22 protein-coding genes are annotated in these 24,552 nt (G+C 69.0%); 7 read left to right on the forward strand and 15 right to left on the reverse strand.

Features of this window, described 5'->3' with window-relative positions; genetic code table 11:
• Positions 1–15: 15 nt before the first annotated feature.
• Genes AB0I34_RS03625 through AB0I34_RS03645 form a run of 5 tightly spaced genes read right to left on the reverse strand, consistent with a single transcriptional unit; the run spans position 16 to position 4,632 of the window.
• Complete coding sequence (locus AB0I34_RS03625) at positions 16–933, reverse strand: type II secretion system F family protein (RefSeq protein ID WP_360438751.1); 918 nt, start codon at positions 931–933, stop codon at positions 16–18.
• On the reverse strand, positions 930–1,814 hold the full coding sequence (locus AB0I34_RS03630) for a type II secretion system F family protein (RefSeq protein WP_360438754.1): 885 nt from the start codon (positions 1,812–1,814) through the stop codon (positions 930–932). Before AB0I34_RS03630 ends, AB0I34_RS03625 begins: the two co-directional genes overlap by 4 nt.
• On the reverse strand, positions 1,811–3,118 hold the full coding sequence (locus AB0I34_RS03635; protein WP_360438757.1) for an ATPase, T2SS/T4P/T4SS family: 1,308 nt from the start codon (positions 3,116–3,118) through the stop codon (positions 1,811–1,813). The genes AB0I34_RS03630 and AB0I34_RS03635 overlap by 4 nt, the downstream gene beginning before the upstream one ends.
• A complete protein-coding gene (locus tag AB0I34_RS03640; protein WP_360438760.1) occupies positions 3,118–3,918 on the reverse strand; it encodes a hypothetical protein in 801 nt (266 codons plus the stop codon). The genes AB0I34_RS03635 and AB0I34_RS03640 overlap by 1 nt, the downstream gene beginning before the upstream one ends.
• Positions 3,919–4,632, reverse strand: a complete 714-nt coding sequence (locus AB0I34_RS03645) for an SAF domain-containing protein (protein ID WP_360438763.1) — start codon at positions 4,630–4,632, stop codon at positions 3,919–3,921.
• A 234-nt stretch (positions 4,633–4,866) separates the two neighbouring features.
• On the opposite strand from AB0I34_RS03645, the gene AB0I34_RS03650 reads away from it, so the two are divergent.
• A complete protein-coding gene (locus tag AB0I34_RS03650) occupies positions 4,867–5,808 on the forward strand; it encodes a hypothetical protein (RefSeq protein ID WP_360438766.1) in 942 nt (313 codons plus the stop codon).
• Between the two features lie 64 nt (positions 5,809–5,872).
• Positions 5,873–10,441 carry an FtsK/SpoIIIE domain-containing protein gene (locus tag AB0I34_RS03655; RefSeq protein ID WP_360438769.1) on the forward strand — a complete coding sequence of 1,523 codons (4,569 nt, stop codon included), beginning with the start codon at positions 5,873–5,875 and terminating at the stop codon, positions 10,439–10,441.
• 102 nt (positions 10,442–10,543) lie between these two features.
• Here AB0I34_RS03655 and AB0I34_RS03660 read toward each other — a convergent pair whose 3' ends face one another.
• Positions 10,544–10,849, reverse strand: a complete 306-nt coding sequence (locus AB0I34_RS03660) for a hypothetical protein (protein WP_131516966.1) — start codon at positions 10,847–10,849, stop codon at positions 10,544–10,546.
• 165 nt (positions 10,850–11,014) lie between these two features.
• Here AB0I34_RS03660 and AB0I34_RS03665 point away from each other — a divergent pair, with 165 nt between their 5' ends.
• The 5 genes from AB0I34_RS03665 (at position 11,015) to AB0I34_RS03685 (ending at position 15,577) form a co-directional block, all read left to right on the forward strand.
• The gene (locus tag AB0I34_RS03665; protein ID WP_360438773.1) at positions 11,015–11,347 is read left to right on the forward strand and encodes a hypothetical protein; all 333 of its coding nucleotides are present in this window, start codon (positions 11,015–11,017) and stop codon (positions 11,345–11,347) included.
• A gap of 92 nt (positions 11,348–11,439) precedes the next feature.
• On the forward strand, positions 11,440–13,464 hold the full coding sequence (locus AB0I34_RS03670; RefSeq protein ID WP_360438776.1) for a hypothetical protein: 2,025 nt from the start codon (positions 11,440–11,442) through the stop codon (positions 13,462–13,464).
• The gene (locus AB0I34_RS03675) at positions 13,439–14,056 is read left to right on the forward strand and encodes a hypothetical protein (protein WP_360438779.1); all 618 of its coding nucleotides are present in this window, start codon (positions 13,439–13,441) and stop codon (positions 14,054–14,056) included. Before AB0I34_RS03670 ends, AB0I34_RS03675 begins: the two co-directional genes overlap by 26 nt.
• Before the next feature lie 216 nt (positions 14,057–14,272).
• Positions 14,273–14,896: a hypothetical protein gene (locus tag AB0I34_RS03680; RefSeq protein ID WP_360438782.1), complete on the forward strand. Its 624-nt coding sequence runs from the start codon at positions 14,273–14,275 to the stop codon at positions 14,894–14,896.
• A gap of 87 nt (positions 14,897–14,983) precedes the next feature.
• Positions 14,984–15,577, forward strand: a complete 594-nt coding sequence (locus tag AB0I34_RS03685) for a hypothetical protein (protein WP_360438785.1) — start codon at positions 14,984–14,986, stop codon at positions 15,575–15,577.
• A 48-nt stretch (positions 15,578–15,625) separates the two neighbouring features.
• Here the strand turns inward: AB0I34_RS03685 and AB0I34_RS03690 are convergent, their stop codons facing one another.
• The 9 genes from AB0I34_RS03690 to AB0I34_RS03730 all read right to left on the reverse strand — a co-directional run bounded on the left by AB0I34_RS03690 (position 15,626) and on the right by AB0I34_RS03730 (position 24,524).
• Positions 15,626–16,606: a hypothetical protein gene (locus tag AB0I34_RS03690; RefSeq protein ID WP_360438788.1), complete on the reverse strand. Its 981-nt coding sequence runs from the start codon at positions 16,604–16,606 to the stop codon at positions 15,626–15,628.
• On the reverse strand, positions 16,600–17,238 hold the full coding sequence (locus AB0I34_RS03695; RefSeq protein WP_360438790.1) for a hypothetical protein: 639 nt from the start codon (positions 17,236–17,238) through the stop codon (positions 16,600–16,602). The genes AB0I34_RS03690 and AB0I34_RS03695 overlap by 7 nt, the downstream gene beginning before the upstream one ends.
• A gap of 88 nt (positions 17,239–17,326) precedes the next feature.
• Positions 17,327–18,286 (reverse strand): hypothetical protein, encoded by a 960-nt coding sequence (locus AB0I34_RS03700; protein ID WP_360438793.1) that lies wholly within the window; start codon positions 18,284–18,286, stop codon positions 17,327–17,329.
• Positions 18,280–18,915, reverse strand: a complete 636-nt coding sequence (locus AB0I34_RS03705) for a hypothetical protein (protein ID WP_360438796.1) — start codon at positions 18,913–18,915, stop codon at positions 18,280–18,282. Before AB0I34_RS03705 ends, AB0I34_RS03700 begins: the two co-directional genes overlap by 7 nt.
• 55 nt (positions 18,916–18,970) lie before the next feature.
• On the reverse strand, positions 18,971–20,248 hold the full coding sequence (locus AB0I34_RS03710) for a thymidine phosphorylase (RefSeq protein WP_360438799.1): 1,278 nt from the start codon (positions 20,246–20,248) through the stop codon (positions 18,971–18,973).
• Positions 20,248–20,664, reverse strand: coding sequence for a cytidine deaminase (locus AB0I34_RS03715; protein WP_360438802.1), 417 nt, complete (start codon positions 20,662–20,664; stop codon positions 20,248–20,250). Before AB0I34_RS03715 ends, AB0I34_RS03710 begins: the two co-directional genes overlap by 1 nt.
• Positions 20,648–21,910 carry an ABC transporter permease gene (locus tag AB0I34_RS03720; RefSeq protein ID WP_360438805.1) on the reverse strand — a complete coding sequence of 421 codons (1,263 nt, stop codon included), beginning with the start codon at positions 21,908–21,910 and terminating at the stop codon, positions 20,648–20,650. The genes AB0I34_RS03715 and AB0I34_RS03720 overlap by 17 nt, the downstream gene beginning before the upstream one ends.
• Entirely contained in the window at positions 21,907–23,016 is a 1,110-nt protein-coding gene (locus tag AB0I34_RS03725) for an ABC transporter permease (protein ID WP_360438808.1), read from the reverse strand. Before AB0I34_RS03725 ends, AB0I34_RS03720 begins: the two co-directional genes overlap by 4 nt.
• On the reverse strand, positions 23,016–24,524 hold the full coding sequence (locus AB0I34_RS03730; protein WP_360438811.1) for an ABC transporter ATP-binding protein: 1,509 nt from the start codon (positions 24,522–24,524) through the stop codon (positions 23,016–23,018). Before AB0I34_RS03730 ends, AB0I34_RS03725 begins: the two co-directional genes overlap by 1 nt.
• Positions 24,525–24,552: the final 28 nt, after the last annotated feature.

Raw genomic sequence — 24,552 nt, forward strand, 5'->3', positions numbered from 1 at the left:
GACCGGTGGGACGGTTCACAGTCCGACCACCCGGGCAACAGCTGGATACGTCAGGAAGAGCAGGAAGCCGACACACAGCAACATCTGGGCCATCAACATGGACTGGGACCGCGCCTGGGCACGGCCTTCGGTGTCGGCCAGTTCGCGCCGGCGCATCGACACCGCACGGGCGACCAGCGAGTCCCGCACCTTGGCGCCGTCCTCGGCGACCAGGGCGAGGGCGGCCGACAGGTCACGCAGTTCGTCGATCGCGAGTTCGTCACCGAGCTCGCCGAGCGCCGCCCACGGGGTGACGCCCTGCAGCCTGGCGGTCTCCAACGTGTCCCGGATCCGGACGAACGCCCAGCCGTCGCTGATCCCGGACGCCGACGACAACGCCTCCGGCACACCGCGGCCACCGGCCAGGTTCATCGCGACCAGGTCCAGGAAGGCGCTGACCACATGGCGGAAGTCACGGCGCCGGTCCGCGGCCTTGGTCCGCAGCTGGAGCGTCGGCAGGATGGCACCGACCACTGCGCCGACGATCCCGAGCCAGATCGGCACGAAGCCCGGCAGCCCGGCGCCGACGATGCTCAGCGGCACCAGCATCACCGTCGGCGCGACGAAACCCACCACGGCGCCGACCAGGCTGGTGGCCAGATGCGTCTCCAGCGACCGGCCGGCGATGCCCAGGTCGGCCGAGAGCGACACCGGCACCCGGATGCCCCGCGCCTCGAGCGCGCGGCGCATGCCAGAGCCCAGCCGCCGCATCCGCAGCGACTCCTCCTGGTGCCGCCGATCGGCTGTGAGGCTGACCTCGTTGCGGTAGCGGCGCATGTCCGCGTCGAGCTGCAACAGAGCGGCCGCACCGCTGGGCGCGGAGTTGCCGACCAGACGGATCAGGACCAGCACCCCGAGTCCGGCCAGAGCGCCGCCGAGCATGATGAGCGTCATCCGCGACCACCTCCGTCCGGCACCCGGTCCCGCGCATGCAGGAAGCGTTGCGGGGTCTCGAAGCTGGCCAGCCGGCGCAGCCACAGGAAGCCGACCGCGAACAGTCCGAGGATCATCATCAGCACGAGCTGACCCAGTGCGGTCGAGTACGGCTCGACGTACTTGCGGTTGAACAGAGACAGGCCGAGCACGAACGCCACGGTCACGACCATGACGATCTGGACGCTGCGCCGAGTACTACGGCGGCCGGCGTTGACCCGCTGCCGCATCTCGACAGCCGCACGGGCCGATTCCGACAACGAGCTCAGTACGTCGCGCAGGCCCGGGCCACGCAGACGCGCGTTCAGGATCAGCGCGGCGACGATGAGGTCGACACTGGAGTCGTTCATCTCGTCGGCGAACCTTTGCAACGCCTGCGGGAGTGGCACACGCACCCTGAGACGATCAGCGAGCGCGGTCAGTTCCGTCTGGATCGCGGGAGATGCCGCGTACGCCGTCGCCGGGATCGCCTGCTCGAGGCCGACCGCGCCGGCCACGGTGTCACGCAGGGACTCCGTCCAGGCGGCCAGCCCCTCCAGCCGGGCGATCGCCTTCGATTCCGCCGCCGCGCCACCGAACAGGGCCGGCCAGGCGAAGGCCAGTGCTCCGGTCGCCGCGGCCGCGACGGGCCACTGGGTCAGCAACAGCACGAGCAGCGCCGCACCGACAGCGACCGGGAGCCGCGTGCCCGCGGTCCGCAGATGGGTGACGATCGACGACGGCCCCCGCATCACCTCGGGTCCGGCCTGCGGGATCAGCGCCCAGACGAGCATCAGGATCGCGCCGCCGACGACCGCACCCAGCAGCACGATCAGCATCAGGTCCAGTGACGGGACGGTCACGAGGCCCACCCGGCCGGAGCGCTCGCTTGGTACCCGGCCGCCTGGAGCTCGGCCAGGCAGCTGATCGGCGCGGCCGGCTGGACCAGGCCGTCAGGCCCGGCCTGGAAGATCTCGCTGGACAGCACCCGGCCGTCCACACCGTTGACCTCGCGGACCGAGGTGATGATCCGGCGCAGTCCGCCACCGGAGGAGAAGTCGTTGCGTCGTTCAACGAACACGACGAAGTCGATCGCGCCCGCGATCAGCATCATGGTGGCGTCGGCCGGCAGCCGCTCGGCCGACTGGATCGCGTAGGTGCAGATGCGGTTGAACACCTCGAGCGACGAGTTCGCGTGGATGGTCGACAGCGAGCCGTCGTTGCCCTGGCTCATCGCGTTCAGCATGGTGACGATCTCGTCGCCGAGCACCTCACCGACGATCACCCGGCTGGGGTTCATCCGCAGCGACCGGCGGACCAGCTCGGCCATCACGATGGCGCCCTGGCCCTCGCTGTTCGGCAGCCGCTCCTCGGTCGCCAGCACGTTCGGGTGCAGGTCCTCGAACTCACCCAGGCCCAGCTCCAGCGAGCGCTCGACCGTGATGAGGCGCTCGTCCGGCGGGATCTCGTTGGCCAGCGCCCGCAGCAGCGTCGTCTTCCCGGCGTTCGTGGCGCCCGCGATCATGATGTTCTTGCGGGCCGCGACGGCCGCGGACAGGAACGACGCCAGGTCCGGCGTCATCGTGCCGTACTCGATCAGCATCTCCAGCGACACCCGGCTCAGCCGGGCGCGACGGATCGAGACCGACGGGCGGGGGCAGACACCCATCAGCGCCGACAGCCGGCTGCCGTCGGGCAGCCGCAGGTCGAGCTGCGGGTTGGCCGAGTCGAACGGCCGGCTGGCAAGGCCGGAGTACGCCGCCAGCGTCTGGATCAGCTCGACCAGCTCGTCGTCGGACTCGGCGACCGGGTCGCCCAGCTCCTCGCGGCCGTCGGCGAACCCGATGAAGACCCGGTCACAGCCGTTGATGTCGATGTTCTCCACCATCGGGTCGTCGAGCAGCGGCTGCAGCCGGCCGACGCCGAACAGTGCGGCATGGATGCCGTCGGCAAGGTCGTGCTCCTCGGCCGCTCCCGGTGGGGTCCGGCCGGCGGCGATCTCGGCCCGGGCGTGCGTCTCCATCACCCGGCCGACGACCGCCCGGGCGAACTGGCGCTCGTCCTCCGCGGACATCTGCGGCAGGCCGTTGGCGGCGTCCTCCCGGCGCTGCCTGGCCAGGACCTCGGCGACCTCTTCACGGAGGCGGCGTACCAGCGACTGGTCCATCAGGCGACACCCCATTCCGCGTTCTGTGGCGTCGGCGCCGGCCGGCCGAGCCGGTGCAGCCGCTCGGCCACCTCGGCAGCCGACCGCACGAGCAGCGACTTGCGGGCCCGGTGGCCGTCGCCCAGCCGGATGGCCTCGGCGGCCTTCTCGTCCTCGGCGATGATGCCCAGCACGGAGACCGGCAACCGTGAGCGCTCCAGGATCGACTGCACGTCGCCGGTCACCCGGCCGTCCCGGTACGACGCGACCAGCGCGACGCCCACCGGGACTGCCTCGTACTGGCCGAACTGGAGTACGTCGGCGAAGCTGTGCAGCCGCTCCCGCAGATGCGCGAGCCCCTCGACCGTCGGACGGGCCACCATCAGTACGGCGTCCGCGTTCTGCAGCACCGGCACGGTCGCGGAGCCCGGCATCAATCGGCCGCAGTCCGCGATCACGTCGCGGCCCTCGGGGTCCGAACGCAGCAGGCGGGCCAGGTGCAGCCACGCCGGGCCGAGGCCTTGCACCTGGCTCGGCGACGTCACACCGGTCAGCACCTGCAGGCCGCCGGAGACGCGCTGGACATGGTCGGTCAGCAGCGCCTCGCCGCTACCCCGGCGGACGCCGGCGCCCAGCGACAGCAGTCCCCGATCCGGGTCGAGCGGCGCGCCGGCCTCGTCGCGATACCGCAGGGCGACATCGCCTCCGGCCGGGTCGAGGTCCGCCAGCACCGGCTCCACCGGCCAAGCGCCGGCCAGGACCACGGACGTCGTGGTAACCCCCGGCGAGCCCTTCGCCGAGGCGATGACGTACAAGCCCATCTACTTGTCTCCCAGTGACGAGCCGCTCTTCAGCAGCGCGACCGCGATCCGGTTGTTGCCTGAGGCATCGGTAATGGCTTTGACGTCGGAGCGGTCGACCAGCATCGTCGCGGTCTGCGCGTCGGCGGTGTCCTTGCCCAGGCCACTGCCCTCGTCGGCGGATTGCGGCGAGTCCAGGACGACGGCATCGCCCAGCTCGGCAGGCGGGGTGTTGCCCTGGCCGATCCTGATCAGCTGGACCTCGTCGCCGGGCAGCAGTCCGGTGGCCGGCACCCGGCCGTCGAGCAGTACGACGCCGACCGCGGCCTTGTCGTCCGCGATCGGGGAGGACTTGGTGGTCTGCAGGCCGTCGAGCAACTGGCCCTTGACCAGGTTGACCTTGGCGTACCGGCCGAGGATCTTGTCGACGTCGTCGGCCGGGATCAGGTTCAGGTTGTCACCGGACACCCGGGTCTGGGCCAGGTCCTCCTTGGTGATCTTCGACCCGACGCTGACGTCGCGCGCCACCTGCACCACCGCGACCCGCTCGTCCATCCGGACCGCGAGGACACCGGCGATCAGCGCGCCGCCGACGATCAGCAGAGCCGCGAGCGCGGCGAGGGTCGGCCGGCGCCGTTTCGACGCGGTCGGCAGTCTTCCGCCCGGAGTACGGTTCGAGGCTCGGTTGGCACGCTGGCGCTGCCGGTCGACCATCTCGGTGCCGGTGGTGGACATCTGCCCTACTTCCTTCTGGATCCTTCACGGGCCGTTCCGGCACCTGATTCGGCGCTTAGCCCTCGTCTGGCAGCCTCTGACCTTACCGTCTGTCCGGGGTCATCTCGCACCAGACCCGGAGTCCGGAAACGGGCACCCTCAGCACCCTTGATCTTACTCTCCGTCATCGGCTTCCGGGGTCACCCAGACGGGGTCATCCAGACGGTGGACCCGCGCGATGGTCGAATGGCCGGTATGGCGGATCGCGTGGACGAACGCATCGCGGCGGGCCGTTCCGCCCGCGCGGAGCTGCAGCCGCTGAGCGAGACGATCCACCGGCTGCAGCGCCGGATGGACGGCCTGTACGCCGAGACCAGGCACTGGGACAAGAAGGTTGCCCACGGCTACGATCAGTTGGACCGGCTGGAGCGGCGGACCGGATCCTGGCTCGGATCGCTGTTCGGCCGCGGCCAGGAACAGCAACTCGACGCCCTCCGTGCGGAGCTCTACGAGGCCGAGGACCGGTACGACGACGCCCGCCGCCGGTTCGAGGAGACCCGCACCGAACTGGACGACGCACGAGACCGGCACGACGACCTGCAGTTGGTCGCCGACGACTACGCGGCCGCGCTGGACGACAAGGAGTCCGGCCTGCTCACGGCCGGGGACGACACCGCCGACCGCCTGCGGGTGATCGCCACCGAGCTCGAGGACCTCGCCGTACGGCTGCGCGAGACCGACGACCTGCTCACCAGCGTCGGCTGGTCGGATCGCGCCCTGGACACCCTCGAGTTCCTGGTGGGCCGGGCGATGCCGGCCGCCGCCGGCGACCTGGCGGGCGGCGGCATCCTGGCCGGCAAGGCGAAGTTCGACGAGTTGCAGGCCGTCGACAGCGCCGCGGCGTACGCCGACCGCTGCCTGTCCAAGCTGAGCGACGAGCTCCGGACGTACGGCGAACGCCGGCCACTGCGATCCGGGCAGCCGCTGGATGCCGGCGCCCGGCTGCTCGACGTCTGGCTGGACCGCCCTGGTCACGACGTGAGGGCGTTCGTCCTCGTACTGCAGACGCGCAAGCAGATCCCCCGCACCCGGGACATGGTCCGCCAGGTGGCTGACGACCTCGCCGTCCGCCGTACCGAGATCCTCGTCGAGACCGAGGCGCTCACCGCCGAACGGACCGCCCTGCTGTCCGGCTGAACCCGCGCCCCCTGCACAGTCCTAGACTGCGGAGGTTCGAGAGGCCGATGAGGGAGCCCTGACAGTGCTGCTGTTCCTGACCGCCGTAGACGCCCGGACCGGTGTGGCCCGGGATCTCACCATCGACGCCGAGGACGACACCACCATCGGCGACCTGGCAGGAGCCCTGGCGGGTAACTACGCCCTGCCTGCGCCTGACAACGGCGACGCAGCCGTCCGGTTGCTGCGGAGCGCTCCCAGCATCACCGGCGAATCGAGCCCTGGGGCACCAGGGTTGTTCCTGCGCGGCGTACGGCTGCCGGACAACACCGTCCTGAAGTCGTCCGCGGTGCGCCACGGCGCGGTGATCGGCGTCGGTGGACCGGTCGCCGACCCCAGCGTCGAGCCGGCCGGCGCGGTCGATCTGCGCTGCACCGGCGGCGCAGGATCCGGGCTCGTCCACCGCCTCAGCGTCGGCTCGTACCAGCTCGGCCTCGAGCATTCGGCACTTCCGCTGGTCCCGGACTCTCCCGAGGTCGCCGTCTACCTCGACGTCGACGTGTACGGCGAGGTCCGGATCAGGCCTGCGGCGACCGACTTCGGCACTATCCCCGCACCGGAACGGCGGGTCCCCCTGGACGGACCGATCATCGTCGGCGACCAGCTCCCCGAGCCGCCCAAGCGGCGCTGGTGGCAGCGCAAGAAGCAGTCGATGGAGAGCCTCAGCACATCGCGGGACACGATCAGCCCGGAGGATCCGCTGCCGTACCTGCGCCTCGACCGCGAGCCGGTGACCGCCGAGGTCGTCTGGGAGCCCGGGATGGTGCTCGGCATCGGCCGGCAGTACTTCGAGCTCACCACGGTCACCGCACCGGACGCGTCCCTGGTGCCGTCGAGCGATGGCGCCACGATGGACTACAACCGGCCGCCGCGGCTGCTGCCCAAGGTCCGCAAGACGGAGTTCTCCCTGCCCGGGGTGCCGCACCGGCCCGACAAGATGCCGATCCCGATCCTGGTGGTCTTCGCCCCACTGCTGATGAGTGGTGCGTCGTACCTGTTCACGCATTCGCCGTACACGCTGCTGTTCGCGGCGATGTCGCCGCTGATGATGATCGCGAACTTCACCAGCTCCCGGCGGATGCAGAAGACGCAGTACATCCGTCAGCTGGCCGAGTACCACGACCGCCTGCGCAAGGTGGAGCAGGACGCGTTCGACAGCCTGGTCGAGGAGCGCGGTGCCCGGCGCCGCGACTGCCCCGACCCGGCATCGCTGCTGCTGTTCGCGAACGGGCCGCGGGCCAGGCTCTGGGAGCGCCGGCCGCAGGACCCCGACTGGCTGGTGGTGCGGATCGGTACGGCGGACGTACCGAGCGCTGTGACCGTCAAGGATCCGTCCCGGATGCAGCACGAGGGACCGATGCACTGGACGGCTCCCGACGTACCGGCCGTCGTGCCGCTGGCCAAGACCGGTGTGGTCGGCATCGCCGGATCGCCCGAGATGCGGCGGGCGGTGGCGCGATCGATCGTGATCCAGCTGGCCACCATGCACAGCCCGGCGAACCTGCGGATGGCGGTGATCACCACGCCGGGCCAGCGCGAGAACTGGACCTGGTCGCCGTGGCTGCCGCACCTGCGCCGCCGCGACAGCACGCTCGGGCTCGCGTCGGTGGCGACCGACGTCGAGACGGCGGGACGCCGGGTGAACGAACTGCTGGCCGAGATCGAGCAGCGCAAGGCCCTGGAGGAGCAGCAGATCCCGTACAGCGACCAGATCGTCGTCGTTCTGGACGGGGCGAACGAGTTGCGCCGCAACGGCGGCGTCGTCACCTTGCTGCGGCAAGGACCCCGCTACGGAATCTTCCTGATCTGTCTCGACGAGGACCAGCGCCAGCTCCCCGAGGAGTGCCGTGCCCTGGTGATCGGCACGACGGACGAGGTCAGCCTGGCCACCACCCAGGAGGCCACTCTGGAGGGCATCCAGCCCGACCTGGTGCCGATCAGCTGGTGCGACCGGCTGGCCCGCGCGCTGGCACCGGTCCGCGACGCCACGGCCGACGGAGCCGCATCGTCGTTGCCGGATTCGTCCCGGTTGCTGGACGTCCTGCGGCTGAACGACCCGACCGGTGACGACATCATCGGCCGCTGGTCGACCGGTGGCCGGACCACCCGTGCCGTGATCGGCGAGGGCATCGAAGGGACCTTCAGCCTCGACATCCGCACCGACGGTCCGCACGGCCTGGTCGCCGGTACCACCGGTTCCGGTAAGTCCGAGCTGCTCCAGACCATCATCGCTTCGCTTGCCGTCGGCAACCGTCCGGACGAGTTCACCTTCGTCCTGGTGGACTACAAGGGTGGTGCGGCGTTCAAGGACTGCAAGCTGCTGCCGCACACCGTCGGTATGGTCACCGACCTCGACGGACACCTGACGACGCGCGCGCTGGAGTCGCTCGGCGCCGAGCTGCGCCGCCGGGAGCATCAGCTCGCGGACGCCGACGCCAAGGACATCGACGACTACCTGGCCGCCAAGGAACCCGGCGACGCCCCGATGCCCCGGCTGCTGCTCGTCATCGACGAGTTCGCGGCCATGGTGTCGGAACTGCCCGACTTCGTCGACGGCCTGGTCGACATCGCCCGCCGGGGCCGATCGCTCGGCGTACACCTGATCCTGGCCACGCAGCGTCCGTCCGGCGTCGTCTCGGCCGAGATCAAGTCGAACACGAACCTGCGGATCGCGCTGCGGGTGACCGACCAGCAGGACTCGTCCGACGTCCTCGACGCGTCCGACGCGGCGCACATCTCCAAGTCGACGCCGGGCCGCGCACTGGTCCGCCTCGGCCACTCGTCCCTGATCCCGTTCCAGTCCGCCCGCGTCGGCGGCCGCCCCCGCGGCGAACAGGTCCGCAGCGACGTCAACGTCCAGGCGTTCGACGTCATGTCGGCCGCCCGGGGCCAGGCGATGGTCGTCGTCGACGACGAGGACGACATGAGTACGCCGACCGACCTGACCTCGCTGGTCCGCGCGATCGACAGTGCGACGAGCAAGCTGGCCATCCCGCCGATCCCGTCGCCCTGGCTGCCGGCTCTGGGCGAGGAGATCACGCTGGACGACCTCGAACTGCCGAAGCGGGTCGAGCGTGAGGTGCCGCCACTGCCGATCGGACTCGCCGACATCCCGCACCAGCAGAGCCAGCGCACCGAGACATGGGACCTGCCGAAGGCGGGTCATCTGGTCATCGCGGGCGCCAACCGGATGGGGCGTTCGACGGCGCTGCGCTGCATCGCCGGTGCGGTCGGCCGGTTCTGCGACCCCCGCGACGTCCACCTGTTCGGCATCGACGCCGGCAACGGCGCGCTGCTGCCGATGCTGTCCCTGCCGCACACCGGAGCCGTTGTCCAGCGCAACCAGGTCGACCGGATGTACCGGCTGCTCGGTCTGCTGAACGCGGAAGTCACGCGACGGCAACAATTGCTCGCCCAGCAAGGGTTCGCGGACATCAACGAGCAACGCAACGCCGTGGAACCCACCGATCGGCTGCCCTACCTGGTCGTGCTGCTCGACCGGCTGGAGGGATATGTGGCCGCCTTCGAGTCCCTGGACGGCGGCGTGCTCATCGACCAGGTCACCTCGCTGCTGCAAGAAGGCGCAGGCGTCGGCATCCGGGTAGTGGTCTCGTCGGACCGCAGCGGCGTGATGGGCCGGGTCTCCACTCTGGTCGAGGACCGGATCATGCTCCGGATGCCGGATTCGGCCGACTTCGCCGTGATCGGCATGCGGAGCAAGGACGTACCCACCTCGATGCCGCCCGGTCGCGGCTTCCGCGCGGCGGAGCGCCCGCGGGAAGTGCAGCTCGCGCTGCTGGCCGAGGACCCGACGGGTGTCGCCCAGGTCGCGGCACTGCAGCAGATCGGCCGCACGGCCACCGACGAGGCCGGTCAGCTGACCGCGGCGGAGCGGCCGATGCGGGTGGACGAACTGCCGCTCAGCATCAGCGTCACGGCTGCGCTCGAGCTGGCCGGGGACGAGCCGCTCGGGCAGAGCCAGGTGGCGGTCGGCGTCGGCGGCGACACGCTGGGGCTGCTGCGCTACGACCCGGCCCTCGACGGACCGGGCTTCATCGTGGCCGGACCGCCGCGGTCCGGGAAGAGCTCGGCGCTGACGTTCATGGTGAAGGAGGCGACCCAGCGCGATTGGCGGGTGATCTTGATCACCCCGCGAATCTCACCGCTGCGGTCGCCCCGGATCAAGCGGGGCGTCAACGCCCGCTTCACGGCCGACACCGATCCGGCCGAGATCGACAAGCTGCTGAAGTCAGTCTCGTCGCGCCACCTGGTGGTCCTGGACGACTTCGACGTACTGGGGCCCGATCACCCGATCTCGGACGTCGTCAACCAGCACTACGCCCGGCTGCGTGACACCGGCAACGCCGTGGTGGTCGCCTGCGGTCTCGACGAGGTCAGTGGCTTCTACCGCGGTCTGACCTCGGAGGTCCGCAAGGGCCGCACGGGGTTGCTGCTGGCACCGCGCTCGTCGAGCGACGGCGACGTCATCAGCGTCCGGCTGCCCCGGTCGGCGACGGCCGCCATGCCCGCCGGCCGAGGCGTCTTCGCCCGTCCCGGCGGCTGGGCCTGGACCCAGGTGCCCTTCGAGGGGTAGATCGATCCCCTGCACCCGGGCCCGGATCCTGCAAGGATCCTGGCCCGGACATGGATCGGTCCCGCTGCCTTGACAGGCAACGGGACCGACAGTCGCGCGACGTCAGCGCGGGGAGGTGACCTTCGGCAACTGCCGGTGCTGGCCCTCTTCCTTGGCGCCGATCTTGAAGTGCTCCTGCTGGAAGGCAACGTCGTTGCCCGCGGCAGCGAACGCCTGGCACATCTTCACCAGGCTCGACTTGAAGTCGACCCACGCGGTGTTGAAGTCCGTGGCGCCCTTCGAGGTCCACTCCTCGTTGGCCCGCGAGAGCGCGGTGTCCACGTCGCCGATGATCTGGTCGGACGAGTTCATGCTCGAGACCAGCTTGTCGTACAGGTTCTCGAGATCCTCGATGTTTGCCTTAGCCATGTCCCAACCTCCAAGTTTCCCGGTCCCCGCCCTGGAGACCTGCGGCCGATGAGCAGCACATTAGGACGACAGCGGGTCACTGGGGCACTCGGGGCCACCCAGGGCCGGATTGGCCCCCTCGGCCAACTATTCTGATCGGCGCTGGTCACCCTGGGAGGCGCGGAAATGGCAGACAAAGAGAACAACTACTACAAAGACACGCTGCACACGTGCTATGTGACGACGATTCCGAATGCTCGCGACGCCGTACACCACGGCACCGGCCAGCCCGGTGACTCGATCTCCTCGGCGATCTCCAGCGGCGGCTGGAAGTGTGCCAAGGCCACGGACTTCGTCACCGACTTCAGCGCGAAGGCCAAGCAGATCATGCCGGCCTTCGACGACGCCGTGACGGCGGCCAAGTCCGCTCACGACAGGGAGCCGGACGAAGTACCCGCCAAGGACCCGCACGGGCTCGCCTGGCCCCGCACGTGGTCGATGCGCCACAAGATGATCTAGCTAGACGCACTCGTCCCGGCTCATGGTCGGGGCACGCACGGTGGACATCGCCACCGCAATCTTGCCTTGACGGAGTCGGGAGGGCTTGGAACATGTCGGAATCGGTCGAGATCGACAGCAAGAAACTGAAGGTGGCCTACGACGGCCTGGACACGCTGGTCAGCAGCGTAAAGGGCCAGGCGAAGTCGGCCGGCGACAACACGCCGATCTCGCTGCCCAGTCTGGAGGGCAGCACGTTCACCGGGCTGATGTCCTGGCTCGAGGACCAGAAACCGGAGCTGAAGACCCGCCTGGACCTGGCCACGCTGCTCGACACCAAGGGCACCGGGCACGTGACCTACTCGGTCGACAAGGACACGCTCGACAACACCAAGACGATGCTGGGCAACGCGCTCGCCGACCGCGGCAAGGAGCTGCGCCCGGGCGACGATGCGAAGTTCATCAAGGCGTACAACGAGATCCTGGCGACGTACACGACCGATGGCAAGGTCATGTCGCCGATGTTCCAGAAGCTCGGCCCCGAGGGCACCCTGACGGTGCTGTCGAACGTCGGCCAGGCCAGCGTGCCGCCGATGTCGGAGGACGTCGAGGCCAAGAAGCGCCTGATAGACCTGTACCGCCAGGGCCTCGGCGCCGCCTCGAAGGAGCCCGGCTTCCCGCACGAGTCCTTCGCCGACGGCCTGGTCAAGGCCGCCACCAAGGACCCCGAGGACTACGTCGGCCGCGGTACGACCGGCTACGGCCTGACCTCGGCGCTCAGCGTCCTGATGTACGGCGCACACTTCAGCGACGACTTCTCCACGGACCTGGCCACCGGCCTGGACAAGTACGAGCGCATCGACCACAAGGGCCAGGACGGGCTGTGGAGCAACCGGCCCGACGCGATGGGCACCGACTTCCTGTGGGACCAGATGGTCCCCTACGAGGCCGGCGACGTCACCAACGACCCGATGATCTCGATGAACTCGATGCTGTCCAACGCTCCGAACGCGGCGCTCGACTTCTACAAGGACGACGAGCGGCAGAAGTACTACATCAAGGACCGGACCTGGCAGGGCGACGGCTACCAGAGCCTGAGCCACGTGCTCGACGTCGCCACCACCGACCCCGACATCGTCAAAGGCCCGCACGCCAAGGATGCCGCCGAACTGGCCGGCGCCACGGTCAACCTGCTGAGCGAGCGGCGCGGCAGCGTCGAGGACATGCGGACGTTCATCGACGACATGCGCGGCGACTCGGCCAAGAACTTCGCCCACATCCTGGGCACCTACATGGTCGGTGCGGACCAGGCGGTGAACGGCGGCACCTACGACTACAAGGACGGGGTCGACCCCAGCCAGAGCACCAGCGTCACGATGGATGCGTTCGGCAACGTCGTCAACATCCCGCTGTTCGACAAGGACGCGCTCGCCAAGTTCGGTGTCGCCGCGATGAGCACCGAGGACGGCATGCTCGAGCTGCGCAACGCGACGAACCGGTACGAATCACAGAAGCTGAGCGGCCTGGCCAACCTGGTCACCCACCCGAAGGACGGTGTCGACGGTGAGATGGCCCTGCAGAAGGGCATCAGCGAGAACGCTCACCTCGAGGGCCTGTTCCTGAAGGCCAACGGCGACGTCGCCATTGCCGAGGGCAAGGACAGGGACGAGGAGGTCGGCAAATGGATCGATCTCGGTGAGCAGGTCGTCGACCTGGTTCCCGTCCCCGGTGTCGACAAGATGGTCGACGGTACGGCGAAGGACGTCGTCAACATGGCCATCGACGAGGGCAAGTCGTCCGGCGTCGACTCGCTCAAGGAGAAGCTCGCACACTACGAGAAGGACGCGACGAAGAAGTCGAACGGCGACGTCGACTCCGCGGTGGAGCAGCAGCAGTACAACACCGCCGCCGCGCTCTACGAGAACGGCCTGGCCAGCCATCCCGAGAAGCTCGAGAACTCGCCGCTGTTCAAGGACGGGCACATGCTGAGCTACACCGAGTACAAGCAACTCAGCGAAGGCGAGCAGACCACGGTGCGCTCGAACCTGTACGGTGGGTTGAATGGAGTCGGCAACCACTGGGATCCGAACGAGTACAAAGAGGACCTCAAGAGTGATTTCCACGACTACTTCGAGTAGGGCGGTCGCGCTCGCGCTGGTGATCGTCAGCGGTCTCGCACTGCTGACGGGATGCAAGGACGACGACACGTCGTCGACGCCGGCGCCGATCGCGGGAATCGTGGAGGGATCGGACCTGCCCGGCTCGCCGAAGCAGGAGTCGCTGGACGAGGACGGCATACCGATCAACGGGTGCCACCTCGACGGCTCGATGAGCCTTCAGGAACGAGCGGATCACAAGCAGTTCGTCAAGTACACCCTTGGCGACACCGTGGTGAGCTCGTATCTCTACACCTACACCAACACCCGGAAGCTGAAGCAGGATTGGGATTTCCTGGTCAACGGCCAGAAGCGGTGCGTCGGCGGGGGCGAGAAGGAGCCCGACGGCTCGTACAGCCTGCTGCCCGACCTGCCCGCCAACACGACCGGGTACGACGCCATCCACCGCAGCGACAACCAGGTCGTGCACGCGCAGCGCGCCTGGGCCCGCAAGGGCGACGGAACTGTGGTCTCCGTCATGGTCACCCGCACGGTCGACAAGGCCGGAGCCGAGCAGAGCCCGAGCCTGCCGGTCGACGCCAAGGCGCTCACGGTGAAGGCCGCCGCCGAATAGTCACGCGCACCACCTGGAGGGCCCGGCAGCACACGCTGCCGGGTCCTTCACTTGTCTGATCAGCTACGAGGACTTCTCGAAGCTGGAGTTGGAGAAGCGGAAGGCCGCGGTGACAATCCTGATGTCGTCCGAACGGGGCGTCGGCCAGTACTTCAACCGGACCGAGTACGAGGGCTACGCCCGCGATGAGTTCGAGCCGTACGTCACAAAGAAAAAATGAATTCTCGCCGTATTTCTGAGCGCGCGTGGGCGCTGGCAGCGGCTGTGATGGTCCTCGCCGGCGCGTCGGCCTGCGACGACAAGCAGGACCCACCGGAGAGGGTGACTCCACCGGCCGGTGTGCTGCAGCCGTCGGACCTGATGGGCAGTCCGGCGCCGAAGGTGCTGGGGCAGGACGAGACGCTCAGCTACGCCTGTGGCTCGACGCCCGAGTCCGATCTCGACGACAACTCCGAGAGCCGCTACATCGTCGAGTACAAGCTCGACGATCAGACCGTCGTCCGGTCCTCCAAGTACACCTACGCCGTGGCCGAGGACCGCGACGAGGACATCGCCGGCCTGCGCAGCGGGATCTCCGGTTGCGTTGCGGCCCACCTCGGAGACGGCACGAAAGACTCCGAGAAGTTCACCGCCGTCCCCGGCCTGCCCGGCACGGCCGCCGGGTACGACGTCTACCGCGCCGACCCCGACGGCGGGTATCGCATCGGCGAACGCATCTGGGCGTCCCAGGGCGCCGAGGGCATCGTCTCCGTCACCGTGCTGTACCAAGGTGACCAGAAGATCGACAAGCTCCCTGCGGATGCCAAGCAGCTCGCCCTGGAGGTCGCCGCTCGCCAGTGAGGCCGGGCCGGTCTTTCTGTATGCTTTCTCGATGGAACTCGCGTTGAAGGCGGCCGTCGGCCAGTGATTCGTGCGTCGCGACGTGTGGTGCTGCCCGCCCTCATCATGGCCGGCGCGACGGTGTTGACCGCTTGTGGGAACGACCAGCCACCGACGCTGGGACCGCCCGCGCCGGTGGCTGGTCTGGTGAAGTCCGGTGATCTGCCAGGCTCGCCGCAGCAGGAGCCGTTGGGCGACGACGGCGTACCGCCGAACGGGTGCACGCTCGGCGGCGCGATGAGTCTGCAGGAGCACGCGGATCAGACGCAGTTCGTCCAGTACGCCCTGGCCGGCGGGACTGTGGTGAAGTCGTTCCTCTACACCTACCGGGACGCGGCGCTGCTGGCCAAGGACTGGAATCTCCTTGTCGCCGGCAACAAGAGCTGCGTCGGCCGGATGACCGGTCCCCCGAACGGCGGCTACGGCCTGCTGGAGGACCTCCCGGCGACCGTGACGGGCTACGAGACGTTTCTCCGCACCAAGACCCAGGTGGCCCACTCCGAGCGCGCCTGGTCCCGCCGAGGCACCGACAGCATCGTCTCCGTCCTCGTCACCCACACCACCACCGACGTCGACGCCGACCCAGTGGCAACCCTCCCGGCCGACGCCCAAGCCCTCACCCAGAAGACCGCCGCCGAATAACAGCAAAGACCCGGCTCGGAGCTACCGAGCCGGGTCCTGTTGCCTGGATCAACGAGCGACGGCCTGAACCTCCAGCACGCCGATGTTGGTCGTGTTGCTCTGCGGAGCCGGCTGCTGCGGGATCGCACCCATCGGGTTGCCGTTGTACGACCAGGTCGCGCCCCACGTGGTGGTGGCAGTGACCGGCGTGGTGCCGCCGAGCGGGCTGGCCTTGGTGAACTGGATGGTGCACGGATTGGCGGCGCCCGCGGCGTACGGCGTACCCATGCCGTTGCAGGTGGTCGATCCCGCACCCGGTGCGGAAACTGTCAGCGTGGACAGCGTGGCGTCGACGTGGGCGGTCTGCGCGCCGGTCACCGAGTTCGCGGTGGCGTCGACGTACAGGTTGTCGACCCGGTCCTTCACCCAGACCCAGGTGTCCATGTTGACCAGCGTGGACCCGTCGCCGGTGCGCTTGGGGTTCCAGTCGAGAACCGGCTCGGGGATGGTCAGTTCGCGCGACGCGACGTCCCGCAGCAGCTGCGGCGGGACCGGCGGGGTCGGCGGATTCTGTCCGGCCGGGACGTACACCGACTTGTGGTTGGCGAACCACTCGTCGGCGAACTTGAAGAACGAGTCCAGATCGTCGCCGAACGTCTCCGACGAGCAGACGCCGCCGTACCAGTGGCCCTTGTCGTCGTCCTTGTACTGCTCGTACCCGGGGTACGGTTCGAACGCCCCGTCCAGGTCACCACCGGTGTGATGCCAGTCGGCGTTGGCCTTCCCGCTGCTGACCCACTCGTAGTACTCCTTGCCGGTCATCCCGGGCTCCATGTAGCACGGCGCGGGCACCGACACGGTCCGCGACGCGCTGTGCCCATCACTGCCGCCCCGCACCCCCGTTCCGGTCACGGTGATGACGATGGTGCCGCCGCTCGTCGTGGGGGTCGTGCCGGGCGGCGGGTCGAAGGCGAGGGCGGGTCCGGCCGACGTCAGCAGCAGGCCGACGCCAAGTCCGGTGGTCACCAGAGCGGTGCGCAGTTTCAGCATCGAGCTTCCTTCAGGGCGTAGTTGGTCACTCGCCAGACCCCTGTCGAGCGCGACAGGGTGGCCTGGATGGTCAGGGTGGGATTCCGTCGAATGCTCGCGTCGACGTACTTCGTGCCGTTCGCGCGATACGTGATCAGTTTGGACTGGTCGAGGCAGCCGTTGACCGCGGCAACTTCCCCGCCGGCCTGCGCCTTGGAGACCCGGACGGTCATCGTGCCGCCCGAGCGTTCCTTGCGCCCCAGTTGCGGTTTCAGCACCGCGTCGAGGTACTTGACCACCACGGGCTCCGCGAACCGCGACATCGGCTGCGGCGACTTCGCACCCGCCGCCAGGGCACCGAAAGCCATATGCAGTTGCTGGAAGGTGACGACGGCCGCAGAGGCGGCGGCAGGCAGTGCCGAGGGTCGCCGCAGATCCACCGTCAGGTTCCCGTACTTCGCGGCCGCGCGCGTCGGCTGCGTCGTCGGGGCCGGGCTCGCGCTCGTGGTCGCGGACGGCGTGCCCGGCGTCGCCGACGTAGGAGCCGACGAGTCCGTGACCGTCGGCAGGCCACCGGTGTCGTCGCCGCCACAGGCTGCCGGGAGTACCGCGAGCGGGGCCAGCAGTAGTACGGCCAGACGCGAGCGGGACACAGATACCTCCGTCGATAGGCACAGAGCCGGGAACACGTTACCCGCTCAACGGTTCACCACGACGTCGGGGTTCAGAGGCCGAACACCGTCAGCGGTTGGGGACCTGGACCTCTACCACTCGGATGTTCGTGGTGCCGGGGGCTGGGTCGAGTTGTTCGGGGGTGTCGCCCTGGGGGCCGCCGGGGTTGGAGGACCAGGTGGTGTGCCAGTTGGTCTTCGCGGTCACGGGGCTGGTGCCACCGCCGGCGCTGGCCTTGTGGAAGGTGATGGCGCACTGGCCGGTGGCGCCGGGGGCATACGGTACGCCGGCGTCCGGGCAGGTGACGGTGTCCGCGTTCGGGGCCGAGACGGTCATGCCGGTCAGGTCCGCGTCCACACGGGCCGAGATCCGGCCGACCATCGAGTTGACCGAGGCCTCGACGTAGTAGTTCGTGGTGCGGTCCGTGAGCCAGACCCAGGTGTCGAGGTTGACGAGGGCCGCGGCATCGCCGTTGTGCTTCGGGTTCCAGTCCAGGCGGGGCGCCGGGACGGTCAGGGCGTCGAAGGCAACGTTGCGCAGGATCTCCGGCGGCACCGGCGGGATCGGAGGCGTGCCACCGGCCGGCACGTAGACGCCCCGGTGCTCGGCGAACCAGGCGTCGGAGTACTTGAAGAACCCGTCCAGGTCGTCACCGAAGGACGCCGACGAGCACATGCCGCCGTACCAGTGTCCCTTGTCGTCGTCCTTGTACTGCTCGTATCCCGGGTACGGATCGATCGTGTCACCGTTGGGTCCGCGGCCCATGGTGCCGCCGCCCTTGACCCATTCGTAGTACTCCTTGCCGGTCAGGCTCTGGATGTACATGCACGGGACCGGCGTCGACACCGTCTGGGTCCCGCCCTGTCCGCCCGAACCGCCACGGACACCGGTGCCGGTGACGGTGATGCTGATGGTGTTGCCGCCGGCACCCGGTGTCGGCGTCGTGCGGTCGGCAAAGGCGGGCTGTGCTGCTGTCACCACGCCCGCCACTCCGAGTGCGGTCAGGATCGCCAGTCGTCGGATCAACATGGTTCCGCCTTGAGGTTGTACTCGGTCACCTTCCAGACACCGGCGATGTTGCCGAGGATGACGCTCGCGCTGAGCTTGGGATCCTTCTTGGCCCCAGGTCCCATGTACGTCGTCCCGTTGGCCCGGACCAGCACCGACTTCGACTGGTCGTAGCACGTGTCCAATGCTGCGGCGGCAGCGCTCGTCCTGACCACCTTGGTGGTGACAGTGATCGCACCACCGGTGCGCACCTTCTGCTTCTTCTGGCTCTGCAGGAGGCTCCGGATGTCCTGCAGAGCAGCAGCCGCGCCCCACGTCGCCAGGGTCGGATCCTCGACGTTCGTCGCCTGGGTCTTGTGCGAGGCACGCTCGAAGGCGTCGTACGCCTGCAGCGCCAGGGCGGCGGTGGCCGGCGGGACCGGCTTGTGGTTGATGACGAGGGTCAGCGCACCGTACTTCTGGGTGCTGGTGGTCGGCACCGCCGTGGGCGTTGCGGCCGAGGCCGGCGTCGTGGCCGGGGTACTGCTCGAGGGACCGCTCGAATCCGAGCCTGCCTCTGGCAGGCCACCTGCGTCGTCCGATCCACCACAGGCTGCGGGCAGCACCATCATCGGCACCAGCAGCAGGGCAGCAAGCCGTGCGCGAACCACAGACACCTCCGACTATCCGGTCGCTGCGGACACCTTACCGTCGGAGAGGGCCAGGTCACGCACCGATGCGGTCGATCACCAGCGGGGTCCGGTCGTACGACGCTGCGACCTCGACGGTGTCCGCCAGGGACTCGAGGGCGCGGTCGAAGCGGGCCGGGTCGTCGGTGTGGAGGGTGAGGAGTGGCTGCCCCTCGGTCACCTGGTCGCCGGGCTTGGCGTGGAGTTCGACGCCGGCGACCGGGGAGACGGGGTCCTCCTTGCGGGCGCGGCCGGCGCCCAGGCGCCAGGCGGCCACGCCGATGCCGAGGGCATCGAGTTTGGACAGTACGCCGGTGGCCGGAGCCGGTACGACGTGTTGCTCGGGGGCGACCGGGAGTTCGGCGGACGGGTCGCCGCCCTGGGCCGCGATCATGGTGCGCCAGACGTCCATCGCCGTACCGTCGCGGAGCTTCTCGGCCGGGTCCACGTCCGTGACGCCGGCCGCGGCCAGCATCTCGGCCGCCAGAGCGATCGTCAGTTCGACCACGTCCGACGGGCCGCCGCCGGCCAGGACCTCGACGGATTCGCGGACCTCGAGCGCGTTGCCCGCGGTCAGGCCGAGCGGGACCGACATGTCGGTGATCAGGGCAACGGTCTTCACACCGGCGTCCGTGCCCAGAGCAACCATGGTCTCGGCCAGCTCGCGGGCGTCAGCGAGATCCTTCATGAAGGCACCGGAGCCGACCTTCACGTCCAGCACCAGCGCACCGGTGCCCTCGGCGATCTTCTTGCTCATGATCGAGCTGGCGATCAGCGGGATCGCCTCCACCGTGCCGGTCACGTCCCGCAGCGCGTACAGCTTCTTGTCCGCGGGCGCGAGGCCGTCGCCGGCGGCGCAGATCACCGCGCCGACCTCGTCCAACTGGCGCATCAGTTCGTCGTTCGAGAGCGCGGCGCGCCAGCCCGGGATGGACTCGAGCTTGTCCAGGGTGCCGCCGGTGTGGCCGAGGCCGCGGCCGGACAGCTGCGGTACCGCGACGCCGCACGCGGCCACGACGGGTGCCAGCGGCAACGTGATCTTGTCGCCGACGCCTCCGGTCGAGTGCTTGTCCGCGGTCGGCCGGGACAGCTTGGCGAAGTCCATCCGCTCGCCGGAGGCGATCATCGCCGCGGTCCAGCGGGCGATCTCGCGGCGGTTCATGCCGTTGAGCAGGATCGCCATCGCCAGCGCCGACATCTGCTCGTCCGCGACGTCGCCCCGGGTGTAGGCGTCGATCACCCAGTCGATCTGACCGTCGCTCAGCTCGCCCTTGTCCCGCTTGGTGCGGATGACATCCACCGCGTCGAAGCTCACTACTTCTCCAGGTCCTCGGGCCCGAACGCGTCGGGCAACAGCTCACGCAGCGGCCGCGGCCCGGTCGGCGTCTCCAGCAGCAGGTCCGGCCCGCCGTTCTCGTGCAGCAACTGGCGGCACCGCCCGCACGGTGTCAGCAGGTCCCCGTGCTGGTCCACGCAGGTGAACGCGACCAGCCGGCCGCCGCCGGTGCGGTGCAGCTCGGACACCAGGCCGCACTCGGCGCACAGGGCCAGCCCGTACGACGCGTTCTCGACGTTGCACCCGGCAACGATGCGCCCGTCGTCGACGTACGCCGCCGCGCCGACCGCGAACCCGGAGTACGGCGCATAGGCGCGACCCATCACCTCGACAGCGATCGCCCGCAGCGCCGGCCAGTCGACATCCCCCGGCACGGCGCTAACCTGCCTGACCACGTCGATATCTGAGTCCGTCGGCGGCCGGCATCCGGAGCCGCTGGGCGGCCAGCCCGAGCACCAGGAGGGTCGTCACGTACGGCGTCATCCGGGTGAAGTCGGCCGGCACCGTGTCGGTGGTGAAGAACCAGACCGCGAAGCCGACCCCGATCACCAGCGAGGTGGCGGCGGCGATCTTGAGCCCACGCCGGAACTGCAGCACCGCCACGCCCAGCAGGATGACCGCGACCAGGATCAGCAACGCGTGCACGGCCTCGCCACCGGCCCGGAGCTGGAGAGCGTCGGTGTAGCCGAACAGCACCGCACCCATCACCAGACCGCCGGGCCGCCAGTTGCCGAAGATCATCGCGGCCAGGCCGATGTAGCCACGTCCACCGGTCTGCCCGTTCTGGTAGATCCCGGACGAGACGAGCGCGATGAACGCACCACCGCACCCGGCGATCGCACCGGACGTCAGGACGGCGATGACCTTGTAGCGGTACACGTTCACGCCCAGGCTCTCCGCCGCCACCGGGCTCTCACCGCAGGACCGCAACCGCAGGCCGAACCCCGTCCGCCACAGCAGCAGCGCGCTGCCGACGATCAGGATCACCGCCAGCACAGTCATGCTCGACAGCTCGGTGGTCACGGCGGCCACGAGCGAGGCCAGATCGGAAATGATGAACCAGTGCTTGCCCTGCAACGTCGTCATCGCATCGGAGATCCCGGGAATCGTGATCGACAGCGGGGCGTCCAGCGGTGGCGACTGGGTCGGGCCACCGCCGCGCAGGCCGGAGAACCAGGTATCGGCGAGGAAGGCGGCCGTGCCGAGCGCGATGATGTTGATCGCGACACCGGAGACGATGTGGTCGACCCCGAAGTACACGGTCGCGAGCGCGTGCAGGGCGGCGCCGATCATGCCGAACACCATCGCGCCGACGATTCCGGCCCACGGGCCGTACCAGTAGCCGAAGTACCCGGCGCCGATGGTGCCCAGGATCATCATGCCCTCGAGGCCGATGTTGACGACTCCGGCGCGTTCCGACCACAGACCGGCCAGCGCCGCGAGGGCGATCGGGACCGAGGCGTTGACCGTCTCGCGCATGGTGCCGGCCGAGTCGACCTCGTTCGCGCCGGTCAGTACGCGGACCGCGGAGATGAGCACCACGCCGGCGAGCAGCCAGACCCAGATGCTGATCTGCCGCCGCCGCACGAACGCCTCGGACGGGGGTCCGGCGGGCCGGAGCTCTTCGGGAGCCATCGTCATCGGGTCGCCTCCGGGGTCGCCCCGGCCGGAGCCGAGCTACTGAGTTCCGCTGCCACCTGCCGCTGTTCCAGCGCGTTCCGGTACCGGCGTACCACCTCGTAGGCGATGACGACGGCGAGCACGATGACGCCCTGGCTGATCGCGACGATGTCCGGCGAGACCTGCGCATTGATCTCGAGCAGGTTGCTCTGCTCGGTCAGGTAGGAGAACAGCAGCGCGCCGAACGCGATGCCGATCGGGTTGTTGCGGCCGAGCAGTGCCACCGCGATCCCGGCGAAACCGATGCCGGCCTGGAAGGTGGTGCCGTAGCTGTGCGAGTTGCCGAACAGCAGCGGCAGCCCGATCAGGCCGGCCACCGCGCCCGAGATCATCAGTGAGACGACGACCATCCGCCGTACGTCGATGCCGCTGGCAACCGCCGCGCTGGCCGACGTACCGGTGGCCCGGAGCGCGAAGCCGAACTTCGACCGGTTCAGCAAGATGGCGTAGCCGACCCCGCCGAGGACGGCCAGCAGGGACAGGCCGAGCAGCTCGTTCGGGGCCCCGGGCAACAACTTGAGCCCGGGCATCCAGCTGTCCTTCGGGATCTCCTCGGTGGCCAGGTTGCTGCCGGTCGACACCCCCACTTTTCGGAGCAGGTACGCCGTCAGCGAGAGCGCGATCGCGTTCAGCATGATCGTCGAGATCACCTCGCTGACGCCCCGGGTGACCTTGAGGACACCGGCGATGGAAGCCCAGATCGCGCCGACCAGCATCGCCAGGACGATGGAGACGATCACGTTGATCGGCCCCGGCAACCAGCCCTGGGCGGCGAACACCGCGGCGGTGAAGACCGCCATCTGGTACTGGCCCTCGACACCGATGTTGAACAGGTTCATCCGGAACCCGATCGCGGCCGCCAGGCCGGACAGATACAGGATCGACGCGTTGTTCAGGATGTTGATGACGTTGCGCTCGGCCGGGACCGAGAAGATCGTGCTCAGGAAACCGGAGACCGAACTGCCGGCCGCCAGCAGGATCAGGCAGGTGATCACCAGCGAGACGACGATGGCAAGCACCGGCGCGGCCAGCGCCAGGACGATCCGCCGTAGGTCGAGCTTGCCCATCACTCCTCTTCTCCGGCACCGGTCATGGCGGAGCCGAGCTGCTCCGGGGTCACCGTGTCAGGGTCGAATTCGCCGACCAGCCGGCCGCGCAGGATGACCTGGATCTGGTCCGACAGGCCGATCAGCTCGTCCAGGTCGGCGGAGATCAGCAGCACGGCCAGACCTTGCCGCCGGGCGTCGCGGATGTGGTCCCAGATCGCGGCCTGGGCGCCGACGTCCACGCCCCGGGTGGGGTGGGACGCGATCAGCAGGACCGGGTCGCCGCTCATCTCCCGGCCGACGATGAACTTCTGCTGGTTACCGCCGGACAGCGCCCGGGCGGTGGTCTCGATCGACGGCGTCCGGACGTCGAACTGGTCGACGATGCGCTGACTGTCCTTGCGGGAGCCGGCCTTGTTGATCCACGGTCCGCGCACGGTCGGCGGGCGGTCCTGGTGGCCGAGGATCCGGTTCTCCCAGAGCGGGAAGTCGAGCAGCAGGCCGTGCCGCTGGCGGTCTTCGGGGATGTACCCGATGCCGGCGTTGCGGCGGGCCGCGGTGGACCAGCCGGTGATGTCCTCGGTCCCGAGCAGGACCCGGCCGGAGGTCGCCGGCCGGATTCCCATCACCAGCTCGACCAGTTCGGTCTGGCCGTTGCCCTCGACACCGGCGATGCCGAGCACCTCGCCGCGGTGGATCTGCAACGACACGTCGTCGAGCAGGTTCCGCTCTGCCACGGCCAGCGTCACGTTCTCGACCGCAAGCTGGACGTCGTCGGTGACGGTCGACTCCTCGGTGCTGGGCGAGGGCAGCTCCGAGCCCACCATGAGCTCTGCCAACTGGCGGGCGGTCACGTCCTTCGGCTGGACGGCGGCGACCGTGGTTCCGCGCCGCATCACTGTGACGTCGTCGGCGACCGCGAGCACCTCGTCCAGCTTGTGCGAGATGAACAGCAGCGTGAACCCCTTGGACTTCAGCTCGCGCAGGTTGCCGAACAGCGCGTCGACCTCCTGCGGTACCAGCACGGCGGTCGGCTCGTCCAGGATGATGATCTTCGCGCCGCGGTAGAGGACCTTGAGGATCTCGATCCGTTGCCGCTGGCCCACACCGAGGTCCTCGACCAGGTGGTCGGGCGACAGGCCGAAGCCGTAGGAATCGGACAGTTCCTTGATCTTGGCCCGGGCCTTGTCGCCGATCCCGTACAGCTTCTCGGCGCCGAGGACAACGTTCTCCAGCACGGTCAGGTTGTCCGCCAGCATGAAGTGCTGGAACACCATGCCGACGCCGTGCTGGATGGCATCGGCCGGCGAGTTCAGGACGATCTCGTCGCCGCCGATCTCGATGGTCCCCTCGTCCGGCTTCTGCACGCCGTACAGGATCTTCATCAACGTCGACTTGCCGGCGCCGTTCTCGCCCACCAGGGCGTGCACCGTGCCGGTCCGGACCTCGATGTCGACGTCGTGATTGGCCACCACACCGGGAAAACTCTTGCCGATTCCCCTCAGCCGGACGGCCATCGTCTGAGTCATGGTGTCGATGTCACACGCTCCCAGATCT

Origin of the sequence: Kribbella sp. NPDC050281 (assembly GCF_040655855.1) — a bacterium.
GTDB lineage: Bacteria > Actinomycetota > Actinomycetes > Propionibacteriales > Kribbellaceae > Kribbella.

Excerpts from the sequence above, each read along its gene's own strand:
- AB0I34_RS03725 (WP_360438808.1), bottom strand. The coding sequence starts at position 23,016 with ATGGGCAAGCTCGACCTACGGCGGATCGTCCTGGCGCTGGCCGCGCCG.
- AB0I34_RS03625 (WP_360438751.1), bottom strand. The coding sequence starts at position 933 with ATGACGCTCATCATGCTCGGCGGCGCTCTGGCCGGACTCGGGGTGCTG.
- AB0I34_RS03660 (WP_131516966.1), bottom strand. The coding sequence starts at position 10,849 with ATGGCTAAGGCAAACATCGAGGATCTCGAGAACCTGTACGACAAGCTG.
- AB0I34_RS03690 (WP_360438788.1), bottom strand. The coding sequence starts at position 16,606 with ATGCTGAAACTGCGCACCGCTCTGGTGACCACCGGACTTGGCGTCGGC.
- AB0I34_RS03640 (WP_360438760.1), bottom strand. The coding sequence starts at position 3,918 with ATGGGCTTGTACGTCATCGCCTCGGCGAAGGGCTCGCCGGGGGTTACC.
- AB0I34_RS03680 (WP_360438782.1), top strand. The coding sequence starts at position 14,273 with ATGAATTCTCGCCGTATTTCTGAGCGCGCGTGGGCGCTGGCAGCGGCT.
- AB0I34_RS03700 (WP_360438793.1), bottom strand. The coding sequence starts at position 18,286 with ATGTTGATCCGACGACTGGCGATCCTGACCGCACTCGGAGTGGCGGGC.
- AB0I34_RS03720 (WP_360438805.1), bottom strand. The coding sequence starts at position 21,910 with ATGACGATGGCTCCCGAAGAGCTCCGGCCCGCCGGACCCCCGTCCGAG.
- AB0I34_RS03645 (WP_360438763.1), bottom strand. The coding sequence starts at position 4,632 with ATGTCCACCACCGGCACCGAGATGGTCGACCGGCAGCGCCAGCGTGCC.
- AB0I34_RS03730 (WP_360438811.1), bottom strand. The coding sequence starts at position 24,524 with ATGACTCAGACGATGGCCGTCCGGCTGAGGGGAATCGGCAAGAGTTTT.
- AB0I34_RS03635 (WP_360438757.1), bottom strand. The coding sequence starts at position 3,118 with ATGGACCAGTCGCTGGTACGCCGCCTCCGTGAAGAGGTCGCCGAGGTC.
- AB0I34_RS03665 (WP_360438773.1), top strand. The coding sequence starts at position 11,015 with ATGGCAGACAAAGAGAACAACTACTACAAAGACACGCTGCACACGTGC.
- AB0I34_RS03670 (WP_360438776.1), top strand. The coding sequence starts at position 11,440 with ATGTCGGAATCGGTCGAGATCGACAGCAAGAAACTGAAGGTGGCCTAC.
- AB0I34_RS03650 (WP_360438766.1), top strand. The coding sequence starts at position 4,867 with ATGGCGGATCGCGTGGACGAACGCATCGCGGCGGGCCGTTCCGCCCGC.